The 17228-nt window shown below is 69.1% G+C and carries 23 protein-coding genes; 14 read left to right on the plus strand and 9 right to left on the minus strand.

Translation table 11 applies throughout. The features are described from left to right. Positions 1 to 78 precede the first annotated feature (78 nt). From A9977_RS21710 to A9977_RS21775, 14 genes are read left to right on the plus strand one after another with little or no spacing between them, the layout of a single operon-like run. The gene (locus A9977_RS21710; protein ID WP_183026961.1) at positions 79 to 243 is read left to right on the plus strand and encodes a hypothetical protein; all 165 of its coding nucleotides are present in this window, start codon (positions 79 to 81) and stop codon (positions 241 to 243) included. 41 nt (positions 244 to 284) lie between these two features. After that, positions 285 to 1124, plus strand: coding sequence for a major capsid protein P2 (locus A9977_RS21715; protein ID WP_183026962.1), 840 nt, complete (start codon positions 285 to 287; stop codon positions 1122 to 1124). Between the two features lie 10 nt (positions 1125 to 1134). Then, positions 1135 to 1413, plus strand: coding sequence for a hypothetical protein (locus A9977_RS21720; protein ID WP_183026963.1), 279 nt, complete (start codon positions 1135 to 1137; stop codon positions 1411 to 1413). A gap of 10 nt (positions 1414 to 1423) precedes the next feature. Further along, positions 1424 to 1645, plus strand: coding sequence for a hypothetical protein (locus A9977_RS21725; protein ID WP_183026964.1), 222 nt, complete (start codon positions 1424 to 1426; stop codon positions 1643 to 1645). Then, positions 1642 to 2031, plus strand: a complete 390-nt coding sequence (locus A9977_RS21730; protein WP_183026965.1) for a hypothetical protein — start codon at positions 1642 to 1644, stop codon at positions 2029 to 2031. The genes A9977_RS21725 and A9977_RS21730 overlap by 4 nt, the downstream gene beginning before the upstream one ends. Continuing rightward, entirely contained in the window at positions 2028 to 2417 is a 390-nt protein-coding gene (locus A9977_RS21735) for a hypothetical protein (RefSeq protein ID WP_183026966.1), read from the plus strand. The genes A9977_RS21730 and A9977_RS21735 overlap by 4 nt, the downstream gene beginning before the upstream one ends. Next, on the plus strand, positions 2414 to 3202 hold the full coding sequence (locus A9977_RS21740) for a hypothetical protein (protein ID WP_183026967.1): 789 nt from the start codon (positions 2414 to 2416) through the stop codon (positions 3200 to 3202). The genes A9977_RS21735 and A9977_RS21740 overlap by 4 nt, the downstream gene beginning before the upstream one ends. Beyond that, a complete protein-coding gene (locus tag A9977_RS34400; protein WP_259652083.1) occupies positions 3199 to 3939 on the plus strand; it encodes a glycoside hydrolase family 104 protein in 741 nt (246 codons plus the stop codon). The genes A9977_RS21740 and A9977_RS34400 overlap by 4 nt, the downstream gene beginning before the upstream one ends. 3 nt (positions 3940 to 3942) lie before the next feature. Beyond that, positions 3943 to 4398 carry a hypothetical protein gene (locus A9977_RS21750; RefSeq protein WP_183026968.1) on the plus strand — a complete coding sequence of 152 codons (456 nt, stop codon included), beginning with the start codon at positions 3943 to 3945 and terminating at the stop codon, positions 4396 to 4398. A 5-nt stretch (positions 4399 to 4403) separates the two neighbouring features. Next, complete coding sequence (locus A9977_RS21755; protein WP_183026969.1) at positions 4404 to 4754, plus strand: hypothetical protein; 351 nt, start codon at positions 4404 to 4406, stop codon at positions 4752 to 4754. Continuing rightward, positions 4754 to 5206: a hypothetical protein gene (locus A9977_RS21760; protein ID WP_183026970.1), complete on the plus strand. Its 453-nt coding sequence runs from the start codon at positions 4754 to 4756 to the stop codon at positions 5204 to 5206. The genes A9977_RS21755 and A9977_RS21760 overlap by 1 nt, the downstream gene beginning before the upstream one ends. A gap of 9 nt (positions 5207 to 5215) precedes the next feature. Beyond that, the gene (locus A9977_RS21765; protein ID WP_183026971.1) at positions 5216 to 5383 is read left to right on the plus strand and encodes a hypothetical protein; all 168 of its coding nucleotides are present in this window, start codon (positions 5216 to 5218) and stop codon (positions 5381 to 5383) included. Then, positions 5380 to 5541, plus strand: a complete 162-nt coding sequence (locus A9977_RS21770; RefSeq protein WP_183026972.1) for a hypothetical protein — start codon at positions 5380 to 5382, stop codon at positions 5539 to 5541. The genes A9977_RS21765 and A9977_RS21770 overlap by 4 nt, the downstream gene beginning before the upstream one ends. After that, the gene (locus A9977_RS21775; RefSeq protein ID WP_183026989.1) at positions 5538 to 5693 is read left to right on the plus strand and encodes a hypothetical protein; all 156 of its coding nucleotides are present in this window, start codon (positions 5538 to 5540) and stop codon (positions 5691 to 5693) included. Before A9977_RS21770 ends, A9977_RS21775 begins: the two co-directional genes overlap by 4 nt. A gap of 110 nt (positions 5694 to 5803) precedes the next feature. Here the strand turns inward: A9977_RS21775 and A9977_RS21780 are convergent, their stop codons facing one another. From A9977_RS21780 to A9977_RS21820, 9 genes are all read right to left on the minus strand, one after another. Beyond that, the gene (locus A9977_RS21780) at positions 5804 to 6166 is read right to left on the minus strand and encodes an antitoxin Xre-like helix-turn-helix domain-containing protein (protein WP_183026973.1); all 363 of its coding nucleotides are present in this window, start codon (positions 6164 to 6166) and stop codon (positions 5804 to 5806) included. 507 nt (positions 6167 to 6673) lie between these two features. Further along, entirely contained in the window at positions 6674 to 7840 is a 1167-nt protein-coding gene (locus A9977_RS21785; RefSeq protein ID WP_183026974.1) for an MFS transporter, read from the minus strand. A gap of 42 nt (positions 7841 to 7882) precedes the next feature. Further along, complete coding sequence (gene arsH / locus A9977_RS21790; protein ID WP_183026988.1) at positions 7883 to 8599, minus strand: arsenical resistance protein ArsH; 717 nt, start codon at positions 8597 to 8599, stop codon at positions 7883 to 7885. Beyond that, positions 8586 to 9017 (minus strand): arsenate reductase (glutaredoxin), encoded by a 432-nt coding sequence (gene arsC, locus A9977_RS21795; RefSeq protein WP_183026975.1) that lies wholly within the window; start codon positions 9015 to 9017, stop codon positions 8586 to 8588. Before arsC ends, arsH begins: the two co-directional genes overlap by 14 nt. A 40-nt stretch (positions 9018 to 9057) precedes the next feature. Next, positions 9058 to 10344: an arsenic transporter gene (locus tag A9977_RS21800; RefSeq protein WP_183026976.1), complete on the minus strand. Its 1287-nt coding sequence runs from the start codon at positions 10342 to 10344 to the stop codon at positions 9058 to 9060. A 78-nt stretch (positions 10345 to 10422) separates the two neighbouring features. Continuing rightward, entirely contained in the window at positions 10423 to 10584 is a 162-nt protein-coding gene (locus tag A9977_RS21805; protein ID WP_183026977.1) for a hypothetical protein, read from the minus strand. After that, complete coding sequence (locus tag A9977_RS21810; RefSeq protein ID WP_183026978.1) at positions 10581 to 11078, minus strand: arsenate reductase ArsC; 498 nt, start codon at positions 11076 to 11078, stop codon at positions 10581 to 10583. The genes A9977_RS21805 and A9977_RS21810 overlap by 4 nt, the downstream gene beginning before the upstream one ends. An 8-nt stretch (positions 11079 to 11086) precedes the next feature. Beyond that, complete coding sequence (locus A9977_RS21815; protein WP_183026979.1) at positions 11087 to 11413, minus strand: helix-turn-helix transcriptional regulator; 327 nt, start codon at positions 11411 to 11413, stop codon at positions 11087 to 11089. 291 nt (positions 11414 to 11704) lie between these two features. After that, positions 11705 to 17228: autotransporter outer membrane beta-barrel domain-containing protein (locus A9977_RS21820; RefSeq protein ID WP_220811978.1), on the minus strand; the 5524-nt coding region annotated here is incomplete at its 5' end.

A 17228-nucleotide genomic window follows, 5' to 3' on the forward strand; every position in this document is an offset into this window, starting at 1 on the left:
GTGGTTTTGTGGTTCGGTCGATTGGCGGTCTGATCGCTGCCATCGATTGACCTCCACGAATCAACCTCAGGAACCACCGTGAACCTCACTTCCTCGCAAGTCACCAAGCTCGGGCTCGGCCTGGGCATCTGCTTCGCCGTCTACAAGTTCATCCCGCACCCGGCCGCCAAGGCCGCAGCGCTCGGCGTGGCCGGCGTGATCGTCGGCAAACAGGTGCCGTACCTGTCGGCCGCGCTGGCCTAAGCCCGCGCCCCCCGCCCTCCGATCCACTCCCGGACCCCTACATGAACAAGCAAATTGCCCTCGATCCGTTCCAGAACGTGGTCGCTTCCGGCGTCGCGATCTGCGACATGAACAAGCTTCTGGGCACCGTGCTCGAAAAGCTGACCCTGACCCTGGGCGGCACCTTCACGCGGGCCATGATCACCAAGATCGAGCTCAAGGCCAACGGCAAGGTGATCTTCGAGACGGACGGCGCCAAGCTGGAAGCCTCGAACGTCTACAACGGCGGCACCACCGATGTGACCATCGTCAAGATGGACTTCATGGACCGCCGCGCCGTCACGGCCAACGCGCGCCAGGCCGGCACGTTCGACCTGTCGGCGGCCTCGGGCATCGCTTCGCTGCGCCTGGAAGTCACCATCGCGGGCGCCACGGCGCCGACGCTGATCGGCTTCGCCGACGTGAGCCCGCCGACCAACGACCAGGCCGAGCAGGGCATCCGCTTCCTGATCTCGCGTCGCCATCGCGCGACCCAGGTCATCGGCGGCGCCGGCACGTTCGCGCTGTCGGTGCCTCACCTGGACCCGGCTGGCGGCGGCTCGAACTTCCGCCGCATCTTCATCTACGCGGCCAACTGCACGGGCTTCAAGACCGTGCGCGAGGGCATCGCGGAGCACGAGGTGCTCAAGCTGCAGAACGAGGCGAGCCAGAAGGACAACTTCAAGGCGCCGCAGGCCAACCTGATCGTGTTCGATCCGGTGCAGGACGGCCAGCTGCAGGGCCGCACCTGGGACACGCGCCCCAGCTCGGGCGTGCGCTCGGCGCAGTTCTACGCCACGTTCTCGGCCGGTGAAACGATCACCATCGAGACCGACGAACTGATCCCCTACGCGGCCTACTGAGCGTCGCCCAATGACCGGCGACGAGTACATCGAAACGCAAGACAACATGCGCCCCCTGCGCATGTTCGTCGGTGCGGCTGCTGGTCTGCTGGCTGCCAGCGACCAGAGCTACGCCAATCAGGACTACTACGCGGCCAACGTGCCGCGTCAGTACTACTCGATTGGCCCCACGGGCATGAGCATCGAAGGCTCGCCGGTCGCGGTGACGCGCTCGGGCGGCGTCGTGCTCTCGCCCATGTTGGTTTTCATCGGCATCGGCGTCGTGGCCGCGCTGGTGCTCAAGCGCTGACGGTATGTCTATGGGCATGCCAATCAGCGCAAGTGCGAGTAGCTCGGCCTCGGGCAAGCTCGACCAGGCGGGCAACGCGTTCGACCTCGGAAGCTCGGGGGACTGGACCGTCAACGTGGGCGGCAGTGGCACGTCCTATCAGAGCGCATCGGGCGGCGGGCTGCTGGGCAAGATCCCGACCCCTCTGCTGATCCTCGGGGCGCTGGTGGCGGCATGGTATTACCTGCGTTGACCGTCAAGCCCTGGACGCCTGACCTCGCACGCGCGTTTATCCCGAGTGTCGAGGCCAACCCCTGGGGGCCGCTCGAAAACCTGCTGGACGTGCTGGGCGGGGCCTTCCTGTTCGAGTTCGTGCAGGGCGGGGCGCATGCGCTCGCCGCCGCGCGGCCCGTGGCCTGCGCGCACGGCCGACGCCTGGACGTGGTGGGCCTCGTTTCGACCGGGGAACGCCTGACCGCAGAGCACGTGCGGGGCCTGTCGCTCGCGATGGCCGCGCGACTCGAATGCGACATGCTGGCGATGACCACCATGCGGCCTCATCTGGCGCGCACCTGTGTGCGGGCCGGCTGGGCTGAAACCGGCCACCTTCTCACCATGGACGCGAGGGCTCTCCAGTGAGCAGCAGCAAGTCAAGCCAGCAGGCGAACACCAGCACCTCCGACCTGCGGCGCGTGCTCGGCGAGCGGGCTGTGTCGGCGGAAAACTCCAATGTCACGCAGACGAACCTGTCGTATGCGCTCGATGCCGACGTGGCCGGCGCCGCGCTCGATGCAAACGCCAAGACCGTGGGCGCGAGCCTGGACTTCACGGGCAGTGCGCTCGCGACGATGCTGGACTTCGCGTCGAAGAGCAACGCGCAGGCGCTCGATTCGCTCGACACCACGGCCAACCTCGTGAAGGACAGCTACGCCGACGCCAAAGGCCGCGGCGCGCTGACCGACAAAATCATCATCGGCGTCGTGATCGTCGCCGGTGTCATCGCCTGGAAGGCACTGAGCAAATGAAGCCCACCAAGATCTACACCTTCACGGTGCCGGCCAATGCTGCGTTCCCGCTGCTGGCCATGGGTGACTTCTTCAAGATCCAAGCGGCCACGGGGCCGGTGGAAGTGCGCGGGGACACCTTCGGCACCATCGGCGGGGTACTGCCGGGGCAGGGCCTGGAGCGCACGCCGTTCAATCGGCTGGAGTTTCGCGACATCTCGGGAGGTGATAACCAAATCTCCCTGCTGGTCGCGGACCAGGCGTTTGTCGATGACCGCATCTCGGGAGAGGTTTCGGTGATCGACGGCAATACGGCCCTGACCAAAGCGGGGTTGGCCTTCATTGCGTCGGCAAACGCGTCGGCGGCCCCCGGGAACCTGTTCTTCGTCCAGCTGCACAACAAGAGCACCGACACGCTGCTGCGCTTGAACAAGGTGCGCTATCAGACCGCCATGAACGCGGCGGCGACGGGCGCATTCAGCGTGCAACACCTCTTCACCAACGCGCCGCAGGTTGTCGCCGGCACCACCGTGAAGCCCGCCTACCGGAAAAACGTGGTGGGCGTGCCGATCGTCTCGACCAAGGCAGAAGTGCGGGCGTGCTCGGCCGCCAATCTGCCGGCCGGCGTATCGACGGTGATCGTCGGCTATGACCCGAACCCGGCCGCGCAGATCATCGAGTTTCGAGAGCCCTTGATCCTGCGTCCGGGCTGTGGCTTCTGCATGCAAATGGACACGCAAATGGTGGCGAGCGGCAGCGCCAACCTGGGCGCCGTGTTCGAGTTCGTTGAGGAATCGATCCTGTGAGATGGCTGCTCGCCTGCGTCCTCGTCGTGTCCGGTGCTGCGTTCCTCGCGATGCGGCAGGGGCAGGGCGCGGGCGGGGAGGGCGGGGGCTTTATCGACCCGTCGCTGTTCTTCGGCGACGGCGACACGTCGGGCTCCGGCGCAGACAGCGCGGATGAACCCGAGCAACTGAATACCTGGGCTGAAACCATCATGACCACCCTGACCCCTTCGCCGCGCGCCAACGTGCCGGCCGACGTGGCCGACCGCAACGTCGCGGCCTTCCTGACCATGATCGCCGTGGCCGAAGGCACCGAAGCCGCTGGCGGGTACGGCTGCCTCTACGGCAGCCGGCCGACCGCGCCGCGCACGTTCTCCGACTTCTCCGACCATCCGCGCATCGCATCGCGCATCAGCAACGCGGACCCGCGGTGGACCTCGGCCGCGGGCCGATACCAACTCATGGCCGTGTCTCCGCTGCCGACTGGCGGCACCACGCGCGCCAACACCTGGGACGTGTTGCGCGCGCGGCTCGGCCTGCCCGACTTCGGGCCGGCATCGCAAGACCTCGCCTGCATCGAACTGATCCGGGAGAAGGGCGCGCTCGATGACGTGCGCGCCGGCCGCGTGGCAGCGGCTATCTCGAAGGTCCGCAAGGTGTGGGCCTCCTTCCCAGCTGCCGGCTACGGCCAGGGCGAGCGACAACTTTCCTACCTGCTGGCCGCGTACGACTACGCGGGCGGCGTCCGCGAGGCCTGATCCATGAGCGCTGCACCTGCATCCCCCAATCCGACCAATCTGCTGATGCTGCTGGTCCTCGGCGCCGGGGTCTACTACGTCATGACGCACCAGGCCCGCGCCGGCACTAATACCGGCTGGCTGGCCGGCCGGAACTTCATGGGCTCGCCGTCGCAGGCGTCCCAGGTGGGGCAGGGCGCTGCCGGCCTGGGCGGGCTGCTGGGCGGCCTGCGCGGCCTGTTCAGTGGCAACTCTTCGCCGTCGCCGCTGCCCACACCGGCCGAGCAGGCGGCGGGCGTCAAGAAGTGGGACAGCATCGAGAAAACGAACCTCGCCGACCCGCTCTACAAGACCGGCATGGCCGAGTACAACAACTCGAGCACCGGCGACCCCTACGCGAGCTACGGCGACAACCTCGCTGTCAACCCTAGCCCCCTGGTGCCCTTCGACGCCTGGGAAGTCGGCAACGGCGGGATGTGAGCGCGATGGACCCGAAGCAACTGATGCTGTTGGCGGCTGCGGCCGTGGGCGCCTACGTGCTGTTCTTCCGGGGCGGCACCGCCAGCGCGGCCGGCGCGGCTGCGCCGGCTCCATCGCCGGCCGTCACGGGCGGCTATTCGTCGCCGGCCATCGTCGGCTTGCCCGTGCCCCAGGTGTCGAGCGGCGGCTCGGGCTACCTCTTCATCCGCCCGGATCCTGCCGTGCTGCAGGCCCAGGCGGCGGCCACCACCGCCGCCTATGCCGCATCGGGGTTCGAGGGACACACGGCGGCCCCGCTGCCCGCCGTCTCGCCGTCGTCGCCCTGGGTCCAACCCAACGGGCAATACCTCATCTGATGCGCGTCGCCCCCGTCAGCGCTGATCTGCTCATCAAGCTCGCGCTGGGCGCGGCCCTGGTCGGGCTCGTCTATGTCGGCGTGCGCCGCGCCGCGGGCTCGATGCAGTCGGCGGCAAGCGGCTTCTGGCTGCCGATCAATGACGGCATCGCGCAGGCCTGGGACAGCGCCGCGAGCGGCGCGCGCACCGTGGGCACGGCGCTCAATCCGACCAGCGACCAGAACCTGGCGTATCGCGGCGTGAATGCCGTGGGCAACGCGCTCACCGGGGACGGCGATTTCTCCCTGGGCAGCTGGATCTATGACCGGCTGCACCCCGAGACGGCCGACGTGGCGCCGCGCGTGAACTACCAGGCCGACGTGCGCCGGATCGACAACGCGATTGACTTCGCGTCCAACGAGGGCTACCGCCCGCTGACCAACGAAGCGGGCTACGACTTCCGCTATTTCTGAAAGACCACCATGGACCTGATCCTCAAACGCATCCGCGAGCCTTCGACGTGGGCCGGCATCGCCGCCCTGGGCGCGCTCTTTGGCATCCCGGCCGACACGATTGGCCTGGTCGGACAGGTGGCGATGGGCGTCGGCGGCCTGGCTGCCGTGCTGCTGTCGGAGCCTCGCAAGCCATGAGCCATGTGACCGTCGAGCTTCTGCTCATCGTGGGCGGCAGCGCCGTCGCCCAGGTCGCCGCAGTGTGGGGCGTGCTGCGTCACGAGGTGCGCGGCATCCGCGCCGAAGTGGCCCGCGCGCACGGTCGCATCGACGTGCTGGAGAACAGGCAGAAATGAAGCTGGCCGCCGTGATCCCCACGCCGATGGAAGTCGGCCGCGAAGTCCTCATCGTTGTTGGCGGGGCGCTCGTCGCCGCGCTGCTTATCTCGAACTGGCCCTGGGCGCGCAAGTACATCCGCGACGCATGGGCGCTGCCAGTCACCCCCTGATTCACCACCACCAAAGGAGCAACCATGGCAGCACGCAAGCGAGTCCGCAAAGCGAAGCCGAAGCGCCGGACCCCCGGCCGCGACAGCAAGGGCCGTTTCAAGAAAAAGCGCTAGGACGCGCCAAGGCGAAAAAACGGGCTGTTGGCCGAGTACCCCTCGCCAACGGCCCGTTCTGCTTCCAGCGCGTGAATGTGGCCCAGCAGCGCGGCAATCTGGCGGTCGCGGGTGCGCACCGTCGAACTGTGGTGGGCAATCTCGTTCTGCAGGGTCACATCGAAGGTGCGATAGCAGGTCGCCGTTTCGACCCAGAGCGCGAGGCACACCACCTTCGGCGGGTTGTTGGTGGCCTTGTACCGCTGGAAAGTCCGAAGGCTGACGCCAAGATGGCGCGCCAGGCGGTGATCGGGAATACCTAGCTCATCGAGCAGGTTGTGGAAGGTGGGCAGCGAGGCGCCAGTGGGAGCGAAGAACATCGCCGGTCAACGGTAGCTGCGCGAAAAACCTGATGGGGGGTTACGCGAAGGCGCCGGGTTGGCGAGGGGCCAGCATATCGGCCACGAACTGCATTGCCGACCTGCGGCGACGCCTCCGATTTAACATAATATACATTGTATAAATCGAAGCCGCGACCCACGCAACGGCATGGCCGGCAGCGCTCGCACACGCAATCCTGACCTTGATCGGCATTCCTGTGTACGCACTCTTCAACACAGGCGGTGGTTTTGAGTCTCGAGCGAAGGACGAAGGAAAACCCGAAAAGTGGATCGCTGACGCGCGCAAGAGCCATGTCGAATCGTGCAGTGCTGAAGTCCTTCGATCGCGCCGAAGAGGATTTCCCGGCCGCCATCGTGGGGGAAAAGGTTGCAATTCCCGGCGATCACGTCGAAACCTTCTTGTCGGAAAACTGGGTCGAATGGTTTACGGCATGCACAGATGTCGAAGCCGCCGCGCGGAATCTTGCTGTCAAGAAGAACGGCCGCTTATCCCCTGTTCCCTCGCGCCCACCAACGCCCTGCCCCGCTCATGGCAACAAGTGCCGCAGACGAAGCCACTCCCAGCAGCGCCGAGATCCATAGCGCATCGGTACCCCAACGTTCGACGGCAACGCCGAACAGGAATGGCGCCCCGGCCTGCACGATGCGCGCGGGAACCATGAGCATGCCTTGCCGCTGCCCGTAGCCTTCGGCGCCGAAGATCAGCAGCGGCAGCGTGCCGATGGCGATCGTCAGGATGCCGTTGCCCAGGCTATGCAGCACGGCGAACACCGCGGCTGCAGACGTGCCAAAGATGGCAAGAAGGAGCACGCCGAGGGGGTGCGCCAGTGTGGCGAGGCGCGCGGCCAGCAAGGGGTGGGCGTGCTTGAGAAAGGCGAACTCGATCAGCCGTCCACCCACCTGTGCCGGGCCCACCAATGCGGCGATGCCGACCGCAGCGGCCAATGAAGCACCAGCGGCCTGAAGCAACGCGGGCAAATGCGCCGCCATCGCGGTGCTCGTGAACCACGTCGCGGCAAAGACGAACGCCATCAGGTAGGCAGCGCGGCGCTGTTGCGCTGCGGACAGCCCTGCCCCTGCCTCACGGAGAGCGCCTGCTGCAGCCGGGTACGCCTCCGACCGCGAAGCGCTCGGCAAAAGCGCATTGAGCGGCAGGCCGATCACCAGGTGCAATGCGGCCCAGGTCAAGCAGGCACCGCGCCAGCCAACGGCGCTCTCGAGGTAGGCCGACAGCGGCCAGCCCACTGTGCTCGCGAAGCCCGCGAACAGGGTGATCCCGGTGATGGCGCGTCGCGCGTCCTGGCCATGCAGACGCACGACGGAGGCGAATGCGGCCTCGTAAAGCCCGCTGCCCATGGCCAGGCCCATCACCGCCCAGGCGACAAACACGTGCACCGTCTGGTGAGATTGGCTCAGGGCCACCAGGCCCGCTGCAAACACCAGGTTGCTCGCGACCAGCACCGGCCGTCCGCCCAGGCGGTCGATCAGCCGGCCGGCGACGGGGCCAACGGCCGCAGCGACAAGCAGTGCGACCGAGAAGGCCCCAAAGACCGTCGCCGAGGACGATCCGACATCGCGGCCGATGCCGCCAGCCAGAACGGCAGGCAGGTAGTACGACGAGGCCCACGCCAGCGTCTGGGCGATGCCCAGCATGACGGTTGTCGTGGTCCGGCTTTGCACCTCGGTACGCGACGCTCAGATGCTCCGCAGGTTCACCCGCTTCGACAGCGCCTCGGCGCTCTCACGCCTCTCACTGTAGCGGTCGACCAGGTAGGCCGCGCTGTCGCGTGTGAGCAGCGTGAACTTCACCAGCTCTTCCATCACGTCGACCACCCGCTCGTAGTACGGCGAGGGTTTCATGCGGCCGTTCTCCTCGAACTCCAGGTAGGCCTTGGCCACCGACGACTGGTTGGGGATGGTGATCATGCGCATCCAGCGCCCGAGAACGCGCAGCTGGTTCACGGCATTGAACGACTGCGAGCCGCCCGACACCTGCATCACCGCGAGCGTTTTTCCCTGGGTCGGCCGCACCGAGCCGATCGCCAGCGGAATCCAGTCGATCTGCGCCTTCATGATGCCGGTCATGGCGCCGTGCCGCTCCGGTGAGCACCACACCATGCCTTCGGACCATTGCGTGAGTTCGCGCAGTTCCTGCACCTTGGGATGATCCTCGGGTGCGTCGTCGGGCATGGGCAGTCCCCGCGGGTCGTAGATTCGCGTCTCGGCACCGAGCGCCCGGAGCAGCCGCGCGGCCTCCTCCGTCACGAGCCGGCTGTACGAGCGATCGCGCAGCGAGCCGTAGAGCAGAAGGATGCGCGGGGCGTGCGTGGCGCGCGAGGCCGGGTGCAGTCGTTGCAGATCCGGCGTGCTCAGCAGTTCCGCGTCGAAGTGGGGCAGGTCAGCGCTTGACAACACGTCGGCCCTCCCCGTCGATGACCTTCTCCCCGTCTTCCTTGGTGAAGGCGCCCTGCTGCGCCTTGGGAAGGATGTCGAGCACGAGCTCCGAGGGGCGGCACAGCCGCGTGGCGATCGGCGTCACCACGATCGGTCGATTGATGAGGATCGGGTGTTGCAGCATGAAGTCGATCAGCTGGGCATCGGTCCATTTCGGATCGCTCAAGCCGAGTTGGTCATAGGGCGTTCCCTTCACCCGCAGCACGTCGCGCACGGAGACGCCCATCGCCGCGATCAGCCGCTCGAGCGTTGCTCGATCCGGCGGGTTCTTCAGGTATTCGATGACGCGGGGTTCTTCATCGGAATTGCGGACCAGCGCAAGCACGTTGCGAGATGTTCCGCAGTCGGGGTTGTGATAGATCGTGATGTCGGTCATGAGGTCCTGGTGCAAACGAGTAAGTGGTCCTGGCGCGACGTCAGATGAGCGTCAATCGAAGGGACAGCGCGGCCAGGGTGAGAAAAAGAACCGGAACGGTCAGCACGATGCCGACCTTGAAGTAGTAGCCCCAGGTGATCGTGGTGCCCTTCTTCGCCAGGACATGCAGCCAGAGCAGCGTGGCCAGGCTGCCGATGGGCGTGATCTTCGGGCCGAGATCGCAGCCGATCACGTTGGCGTAGACCATGGCCTCCTTGACGACCCCCGTCGCACTGGACGCGTCGATGGACAGGGCCCCGATCAGCACCGTGGGCATGTTGTTCATGATGGAAGACAACAGCGCTGTCAGGAAGCCGGTGCCCATCGCCGCGCCCCAAACACCGCCCTGGGCGAAGGTATTCAGCAGCGAGGCGATCTCCCCGGTCAGGCCCGCGTTGCGCAGTCCGTAGACCACCAGGTACATGCCCAGCGAGAACACGACGATCTGCCACGGTGCGCCGCGCAACACCTTCCTGGTGCTGACCGCCGTGCCGCGCGCCGCCACGGCGAGCAGGACCACCGCGCCGACGGCGGCCACCGCGCTGACAGGCACACCCAGCGGCTCCAGCCCGAAGAAGCCCACCAGCAGCAGCACCAGGACCACCCAGCCGGCCCTGAAGGTCGCACGGTCGCGGATCGCTTCCGCCGGCGCCCTGAGCTGGGCCACGTCGTAAGTCCTCGGAATGCCGCGACGAAAGTACAGCATCAGCACAAGGAGGCTTGCCAGCACGGCGGCCACATTCACAGGCACCATCACCGACGCATATTCGTTGAAGCCGATCCTGAAGAAGTCGGCCGACACGATGTTGACCAGGTTGGAGACGATCAGCGGCAGGCTGGCGGTGTCGGCGATGAAACCTGCCGCCATCACGAAAGCCAGCGTGGCCGCGGGCGTGAAACCCAATGCGATCAGCATCGCCATGACGATGGGCGTGAGGATCAGGGCCGCCCCGTCGTTGGCGAACAGCGCCGAAACCGCGGCGCCCAGCAGGACGATGAAGGCGAACAGGCGCCCTCCCCGGCCACCGCCCCAACGCGCCACGTGAAGCGCAGCCCATTCGAAGAAGCCCGCTTCGTCGAGCAGCAGGCTGATGATGATCACCGCGACGAAGGTGGCGGTCGCGTTCCACACGATGCCCCACACCACCGCGATGTCCGACAGCTGCACGACGCCCAGCAGCAAGGCGATCACCGCGCCGAGCGACGCGCTCCACCCGATGCCCAGCCCACGCGGCTGCCAGATGACCAGGACGAGGGTGAAGATGAAAATGAAGATGGCCGTCAGCATGCGCGCGTCTTTGTGGATGTGTTCAGGAAGAGCGTGCACAGGCTTGAGTGCCAGGCACCCGCATCACGCGGCGAGGGCTCACAGGTGTTCGAGCGCCGTCAGCAGCGCTTGGTCGTCCAGGTCCTCGAAACGGACTGGCGCCAGCCGGCGCATGCGTTCGCCGATCGCGCGACCGGCGCTGCATGCCCGCACGTCGACACCGAACTCGCGGGCCCAGTGGATGAGAACATGGGTCGTCACTTCAGGCTTCCGATCTCGCGCACCTGGTGTTGGATGGCCATGCGTTCGAGCTTGTCCATCGGCAGGGAAAGCATGAATTCGAGGCGACGTTTGAGGGTCACGGCCGTGTCGGTGAAGGCGCGTCGCTTGTCTTCGTCGCTGCCGTCGACCGCCGCGGGATCCGGCAGGCCCCAGTGCGCCGTGATCGGCTGGCCAGGCCAGACAGGGCAAAGCTCGCCGGCCGCCTGGTCGCACACCGTGATCACGAAATCCATGGCCGGCGCATCGCTCTTCGCGTACTCACCCCAACTCTTGCTGCGGAAACCCGAGTCGCTGACATGCAGGTTGCGCAAGGTGGTCAAGGCGAGGGGGTGAACATCGCCTTTCGGACGGCTGCCGGCAGAGAACGCCCGGAAGCGCGCTCCTCCCAGATGGTTCATGAGGCCCTCGGCGAGGATGGAGCGCGCCGAGTTGCCGGTGCAGATGAAGAGGACGTTGTGGATCTTGGAGCGCATGGCTTGTCCTAGCAGGAAATGCAGGCGGTGCTGTCCAAGGTGAGGCAGGCCTCGCCCTGGCAACAGTTTTCGGTCAGGTAGCCGAGCAATGCATTCATCCGATCGAATGCGGCCCGGTAGATGAGGTTTCGACCTTGGCGCTCCTGCGACACCAGGCCGGAGTGGGTCAGTTCCTTGAGATGGAACGAGAGGCTCGTCGCGGGCACGCCGATGGCGTCGACCAGAGCGCCAGGCGTGAGCCCCTCCGGACCGGCAACCACCAGGGCCCGAAAGACCTGCAGGCGCACCGGCTGAGCCAAAGCGGCAAGGGAGCGGACGACGTCATTTGATTCCATGATTCAATCATAGTCGAATTATGGAATTTATGGAAACCGCACGCACTTTCTTAGAGGTGGCCGCAGGCACTTCCGTCGCTTTCTGTACGAACCGAACGCGCGGTTTTTCTTTTTACAAGCGGGCGGCAAACGCCCGCCGCAGCAGTGAAGAAACCCGGTGCGAAGCGGCGTCGCCCTCTTTCACCGAGCTGACGTCCGCCCTCCTCCTTCACCTCACGAAGCCGCGCTCACCGGCATCGACCCGCCGAGCGCTTCGCGAGGCTCAGGCGGGCCGCCCCGGCCCGCCTTTTCTCACCACTGGTAGCGCATCGACAAGCGCCCGGTCAGCGTCCGCGTATGACGGCCGAACTCGCCGAACGCGTCCACGCCGAAGCTCAGGCCCGTGGCGAGCCGCAGCTCGGCCCGCAGCGACAGCAGGCCCAGGTCGGACACCGGCCGGATGCCCGCGCCGCGGAAGCTGCCGCCCTGCAGCGTCTGGAACGACGCATCGACGGTCGTCCGGTTGGCCCGGTCATGCGCCCAGGCGGCCAAGCTGCGGAGGGTCAGGGCCTTGCCCCCCTGCAGCGCGAAGCGCTGGTCCAGCGAGGCGCCCAGTTCGGTGCGCGTCAGGGTCACCGAGCGGCGGTCGTAGTTCAGCGCCATGTGCGGCGCCGAACGGCCCTCGGCCCGTTCGGCGTAGGCTGGCGTGACCATGTTCTGCACCTGCAGCGCCGCATAGGGCGTGACACCGAAGAACGCGGTCTGGAGCCGGTAGCCGGCCTCGGCGCGCGTGGCCAGGCTGTGCGCGTCGAAGTCCGCGCCGTACGTGGCCTCGATCAGCTCCAGCGCGCGCGTCGTCTTCATCCGGTGCACCGAATACGACACCGCGGCCGACGCATAGGCCGGGCCGAATTCGCGCGTCGCATAGGCGCCCAGTTGCAGCGCGTTGTCGCGGCCGCTGAAGGCGCGCGTCAGGTCGAAGTTGGCCACCGCAGTGCCCAGCGCGACGCCGACCCGCGTGTCGGGCGTGACCTGGCGGTCATGCCCGATGGCCACGCCATAGCTGCGGGCGCTCAGCTCGGCACCGGTGCTGCCGGACTCCACCGTCGTCTTGCTGTTGTCGCCGTAGAGCTCCGCCCAGGTGTTGCTGCGCGTGTCGGTCCAGTCGCCGGTGGCCGGATCGGCCACGAGGGCCGCCCGGCTGTTGGCGGCATCGCTGCCGCGCTGCAGCAGGGTCCGGCCGAAGGCGGTGTTCATCTGCGCCCCCACGTTGGTGACCGACGAAGCCGCTGCGCCGCTGACGTTCCAGTAGGCTTGCGCCAGGCGGTCGACCGTCGGCACCTCGACCAGCCGCGCGGTCAGCGCCTGGAAGTTCGGCAGGCCCAGGCCCTGGGCGCCGCCGATCAGCGCGCCGATCCGGTGGCCGTCCGCACCCAGTCCCTGCGGGCTGAAGTTGGCGGTCGACGACAGGCCGACCGTGCCGCCCTGCTGGCTGAGGACGAAGGTCATGATGGCCGTGTGGCCCAGCGCCAGGCGCGAGACGTCGGCGCCGCTGGCGGCGCGCAGGAAGGAGCCCAGCGATGCCGTGCCCGGTGCGATCAGCCCGCCGTTGACGAAGGCCGGCTTCAGCGTGCCCTGCAGCTGCGCCGTGCCGCTGACCTCGAAGGCATCGACCGCCGCCTTGGCATGGTCGACGCGCAGTTCCAGTGCGCCCGTGCCCGACTGCACCAGCGAGCCCGCGATGGCGGTGGCGGTGTGCATCGCGCCCGCGCTCTTGAGCAGCCCGTCGTTGTGCAGCAGCCCGCCGGCCAGGTCGATCGACGAGCCGGCCAGGAGGGTGCCGCCGGCCTGGTTGTGCAGCAGGTTGCTGGCGCCCTGCGCCAGGCTGAAGTTGCCCAGCAACGTGCCGGCGTTCTTCACCGTGGTGTCGCCGGTCAGCGTGCGCACGGCCATGCCGGCCGCGCCGTCGACGGTCGAGACCGTGCCGCTGTTGTGCAGCTCGTTGGTCGGACCCTCGAACTCCAGCGCCGCGCCGCCCGCCCCGCCGGTCACCGATACGCCCGAAGCGACGTTCACGATCGGGTCGGTCGAGGACATGGTCTTGACCGCCACCGCGCCCGCGCCCGTGGCCGAGACGTTGGCGCGCAGGTTGACGGTCACCAGGCCGCTGGTGCCGGAGGTGCCGCCCAGGAAGGTCGTGGTGGTGCCGTTGGTCACCACGCCGCCGCCGCCGCGCACCGATTGCGCGACCACGCCGTGCGCGCCCGCGCCGGTGGTGGTGATGGCGGCGTTGACGTTCACCGTGACCGCGCCCGCATTGCCCGAGCCGGCAGCCCAGGTCGACGTCAACGCGTCGCCGGTGGAGAGCACCGCGCCGCCGCCGCCGCCCACGCTCTGCGCCAGGATGCCGAAGGCGTTGACGCCCGAGGTGCTGATGCTGCCGTTGCTGTCGACCTGCACCGCGCTGGCGTTCGAGCCGGCGGCCGAGCCGCCGAGCTTGGCGGTCGCTGTCGCATAGCCCAGGCCGCCACCGCCGCCGATGCTCTGCGCCACGATGCCGACGGAGCCGTCGCCATGCGTCACGAGGGTCGCCGCGTTGGACACCGTCGTGGCCGAGGCGCTGCCCGCCGTGGCGCCGCTCAGCCGCACGTTGCTGACGCGGCTCAGGCTCACGCCGCCGCCGCTGCCGATGCTCTGCGCCACGATGGCCGGCGACAGCGCGCCTTGCGTGCTCACGCTGCCGCCGGTGGTGGTCACGGTGACCTTGCTGCCGGTCCCGCCGCTGCCGCCGGCCGCACCCAGTCGCATGTCGCCGCTGAAGCCGCCGGTGCCGGCGCTCGAGGCGGAACTCAGGCCGCCGCCGCCGCCCACGCTCTGCGCCAGCAGGCCGATGGACTGCACACCGAAGGTGCTGACGGCCTGTGCGCTGGTGATCTCGACCGTGCCGCCATTGCCGCCGCTGCCGCCGGTGCCACCCAGCGTGCCGCTGAGGCTGCCGCTGCTGGCCGACGCCGCGCCCAGGCTGGCGACGCCGCCGCCGCCGCCGATGGACTGCGCCACCACGCCGCTGGCGTTGGCACCCGAGGTGAACAAGGCCGCCGCCGTGCCGTTGAGGCTGCCCGGGTTCAGGTGCACCGACACCGCGCCGCCGTAGCCGCCGTTGCCGCCCGCGCCGCCCAGGTTCAGGCCCGCGCTCAGCGACTGGTCGCTGCCGGCGTTGGCCACCGTGCTGCCGCTCGCGCCGCCGCCGCCGCCCACCGACTGGGCCAGGATGCCGGTCGACAGGTCGCCCAGCGTCTCCACCCGCACGGCGGAATTGACCGTGACCGCGCCGTAGACGTTGCCGCCGCCGCCCGCCTTGCCGCCCACGCTGGTCGACAGCGAGGTCCCGCCGCTGCCGCCGGTGCTGGACGCGCTGCTGGCGCTGCCGCCGATGCCGCCACCGCCGCCGATGGCCTGGGCCACGATGCCCTGGGAATGGCTGCCGGTGGTCAGGATGGCCGCGCCGGTCAGGTTCACCGCGGCCGAGAACGCGCCGCCGCCGGTGGCGCCCGAGCCGCCCAGGACCATGCCCAGCGCGTTGTTGCCGCCCGAGCGCGCCGTGCTGCTCGACGCGCTCGCGCGACCGCCGCCCCCGCCCACCGACTGGGCCAGGATGCCGGCCGAATCGGCGCCGTTGGTGACGACCGCCGCCGTGTACAGCAGGCTGCCGTCAGCGCGCGTCACGCGCGCGCCGGTGGTCGCGTTGCCGGTCACCGACACGTCGGTGCCGAGGCCGCCGCCCTGGCCGGCGCCGCCCAGCGACAGGGACAGCGCCGGGCTGCCGCCGCTACCATTGCCCAGCGCGGTGGTCGAGGTGGCCGAAGCCCCCGAACCGCCGCCGCCGCCGACCGACTGCGCGACGATGCCGATCGCGCTGTCGCCGCGGGTGACGACCGCGTTGCTGAAGTTCACCGTCACGCCGCCGCCGTTGCCGCCGGAGCCGCCGTTGCCGCCCAGGCCCATCGACACCGCCACCTTGCCCGACGAGGCGCTGCTGCTGCTGGAGCCGCCGCTGCCGCCGCCACCGGCGATCGATTGCGCCAGGATGCCGTCGGCGCCGAAGCCCTTGGTCTCGATCGCGCCGGCATGCGACACGGTCACCTGGCCGCCATCGAGCCAGCCACCGCCGCCCGCGCCGCCGATCGCCATCGACACCGTGGTGTCGCCGCCCGTGGCCGTGGTGCTGCTGGCCGAGCCCGCCAGGCCGCCGCCGCCGGCCACCGACTGGGCCAGGATGCCGTAGGCCAGCGCACCGTCGGTGCGCAGGGTGCTGCCGGCCGCCGTGCCCACCAGCACCGCGCCGCCCGCACCGCCGTTGCCGCCGGTGCCGCCCAGCGCCAGGCCGAGCGCGTAGGCGCCGCTGTTGGCATTGGTACTGGTCGAGCCGCCGATGCCGCCGCCGCCGCCCACCGATTGCGCCACCAGGGCCGATGCCTGGTCGCCGTGGGTCGTGATGTTGCCGGCCTGCGAGACCGACACCTTGCCGCCCGCACCGCCGCCGCCGCCGCTGCCGCCCAGCCCGGCCGACACGGCCACGCCCTTGGTGGCGGTGGCCGCGTTGGAACCGCCGCCGCCGGTCGACGCGGAATTGCTGCCCGATGCGGAACTGCTGCCCGCCGTCGCCGCGGTCACCACCGAGCCACCCGTGCCGCCGCCGCCGCCCACCGACTGAGCCAGCACGCCGTACGACTGGGCGCCGTGGGTTTCGATGGCCGTCAGGTTGCTGGTGGCGCAATCGCTGCCCGACACCGTGGCGCAGACCAGCACCGTGCCGCCGGCACCGCCGCCCGCTCCCGCGCCGCCCAGGCCCAGCGCGGCCGAGACCGAAGCGCCGCTGCCCGTGGTCGACGAGGCCGAGCCTCCATTGCCGCCGCCCCCGCCCACCGACTGCGCGAAGATGCCCGCCGAACTGTGGCCGTAGGTGACCAGGTTGCCGCCGGTGGCATTCACCTGCACCTGGCCCGCCGCACCGGCGCCGCCGCCCAGGCCGCCCAGCGACAGGGCCACGCTGGCCTTGCCCGCGTCCGCATTGGCGCTGCTGGCGCCGCCGTTGCCGCCGCCGCCGCCCACCGACTGCGCGAAGATCGCCGCCGACTGCACGCCGGTGTCGGGTCGGTTCAGCGTGCCGGTGACGATGTTGCCGCTGTTGCTCACCAGGACGTTGCCGCTCTGGTTGCCGCCGCCGCCCGCGCCGCCCAGGCTCAGGCCCGCCGCGTAGCCGCCGTCGGAGCCCGCGCCCGAACCCTTGGTGCCGTCGGGCGCCGTGCCCGCCGCCGCCGAATTGCTGGTGTTGGTCGGGCCGGAAGTGCTGGAAAGCGCGCCCGTCGAGGCATGCGTGCCTTCCGAGGCCTCCGACGCCGCCGCGGCCTTGGCCGCGCTCGACGCCGCCCCGCCGTTGCCGCCGCCGCCGCCCACCGACTGCGCGAACACGCCGGCCGAATGGTTGCCCAGCGTCGAGATGGCGTTCGTGTTGACCACCATCACCGCGCCGCCCGTGCCGCCGCCACCGCCGCTGCCGCCCAAGCCGACCGACACGGCCGCTTTGCCGCCGCTGGCGGCGCTGCTGCTGGCCGAGCCGCCGTTGCCGCCGCCGCCGCCGATGGATTGGGCGATCACGCCCATGGCCTGCGAACCCTGGGTCTGGATGATGCCGTCGTTGCGCACGTTGACCTGCGCCGCGCCACCGCCGGTGGCGCCGAAGCCGCCGATGGCCACCGCGCCCGCGTACTTGTTGCTGGTGGCGCTGGCGCTGGAAGCGCCGCCGTTGCCGCCGCCGCCGCCGATCGATTGCGCC

This window comes from Variovorax sp. UMC13 (assembly GCF_014170375.1).
GTDB lineage: Bacteria > Pseudomonadota > Gammaproteobacteria > Burkholderiales > Burkholderiaceae_C > Variovorax.

Excerpts from the sequence above, each read along its gene's own strand:
- A9977_RS21815 (WP_183026979.1), bottom strand. The coding sequence starts at position 11,413 with ATGGAATCAAATGACGTCGTCCGCTCCCTTGCCGCTTTGGCTCAGCCG.
- A9977_RS21740 (WP_183026967.1), top strand. The coding sequence starts at position 2,414 with ATGAAGCCCACCAAGATCTACACCTTCACGGTGCCGGCCAATGCTGCG.
- A9977_RS21725 (WP_183026964.1), top strand. The coding sequence starts at position 1,424 with ATGGGCATGCCAATCAGCGCAAGTGCGAGTAGCTCGGCCTCGGGCAAG.
- A9977_RS21765 (WP_183026971.1), top strand. The coding sequence starts at position 5,216 with ATGGACCTGATCCTCAAACGCATCCGCGAGCCTTCGACGTGGGCCGGC.
- A9977_RS21775 (WP_183026989.1), top strand. The coding sequence starts at position 5,538 with ATGAAGCTGGCCGCCGTGATCCCCACGCCGATGGAAGTCGGCCGCGAA.
- A9977_RS21770 (WP_183026972.1), top strand. The coding sequence starts at position 5,380 with ATGAGCCATGTGACCGTCGAGCTTCTGCTCATCGTGGGCGGCAGCGCC.
- A9977_RS21810 (WP_183026978.1), bottom strand. The coding sequence starts at position 11,078 with ATGCGCTCCAAGATCCACAACGTCCTCTTCATCTGCACCGGCAACTCG.
- A9977_RS21755 (WP_183026969.1), top strand. The coding sequence starts at position 4,404 with ATGGACCCGAAGCAACTGATGCTGTTGGCGGCTGCGGCCGTGGGCGCC.
- arsC (WP_183026975.1), bottom strand. The coding sequence starts at position 9,017 with ATGACCGACATCACGATCTATCACAACCCCGACTGCGGAACATCTCGC.
- A9977_RS21785 (WP_183026974.1), bottom strand. The coding sequence starts at position 7,840 with ATGCTGGGCATCGCCCAGACGCTGGCGTGGGCCTCGTCGTACTACCTG.
- A9977_RS21800 (WP_183026976.1), bottom strand. The coding sequence starts at position 10,344 with ATGCTGACGGCCATCTTCATTTTCATCTTCACCCTCGTCCTGGTCATC.
- A9977_RS21750 (WP_183026968.1), top strand. The coding sequence starts at position 3,943 with ATGAGCGCTGCACCTGCATCCCCCAATCCGACCAATCTGCTGATGCTG.
- A9977_RS21715 (WP_183026962.1), top strand. The coding sequence starts at position 285 with ATGAACAAGCAAATTGCCCTCGATCCGTTCCAGAACGTGGTCGCTTCC.
- A9977_RS21760 (WP_183026970.1), top strand. The coding sequence starts at position 4,754 with ATGCGCGTCGCCCCCGTCAGCGCTGATCTGCTCATCAAGCTCGCGCTG.
- A9977_RS21720 (WP_183026963.1), top strand. The coding sequence starts at position 1,135 with ATGACCGGCGACGAGTACATCGAAACGCAAGACAACATGCGCCCCCTG.
- A9977_RS21780 (WP_183026973.1), bottom strand. The coding sequence starts at position 6,166 with ATGTTCTTCGCTCCCACTGGCGCCTCGCTGCCCACCTTCCACAACCTG.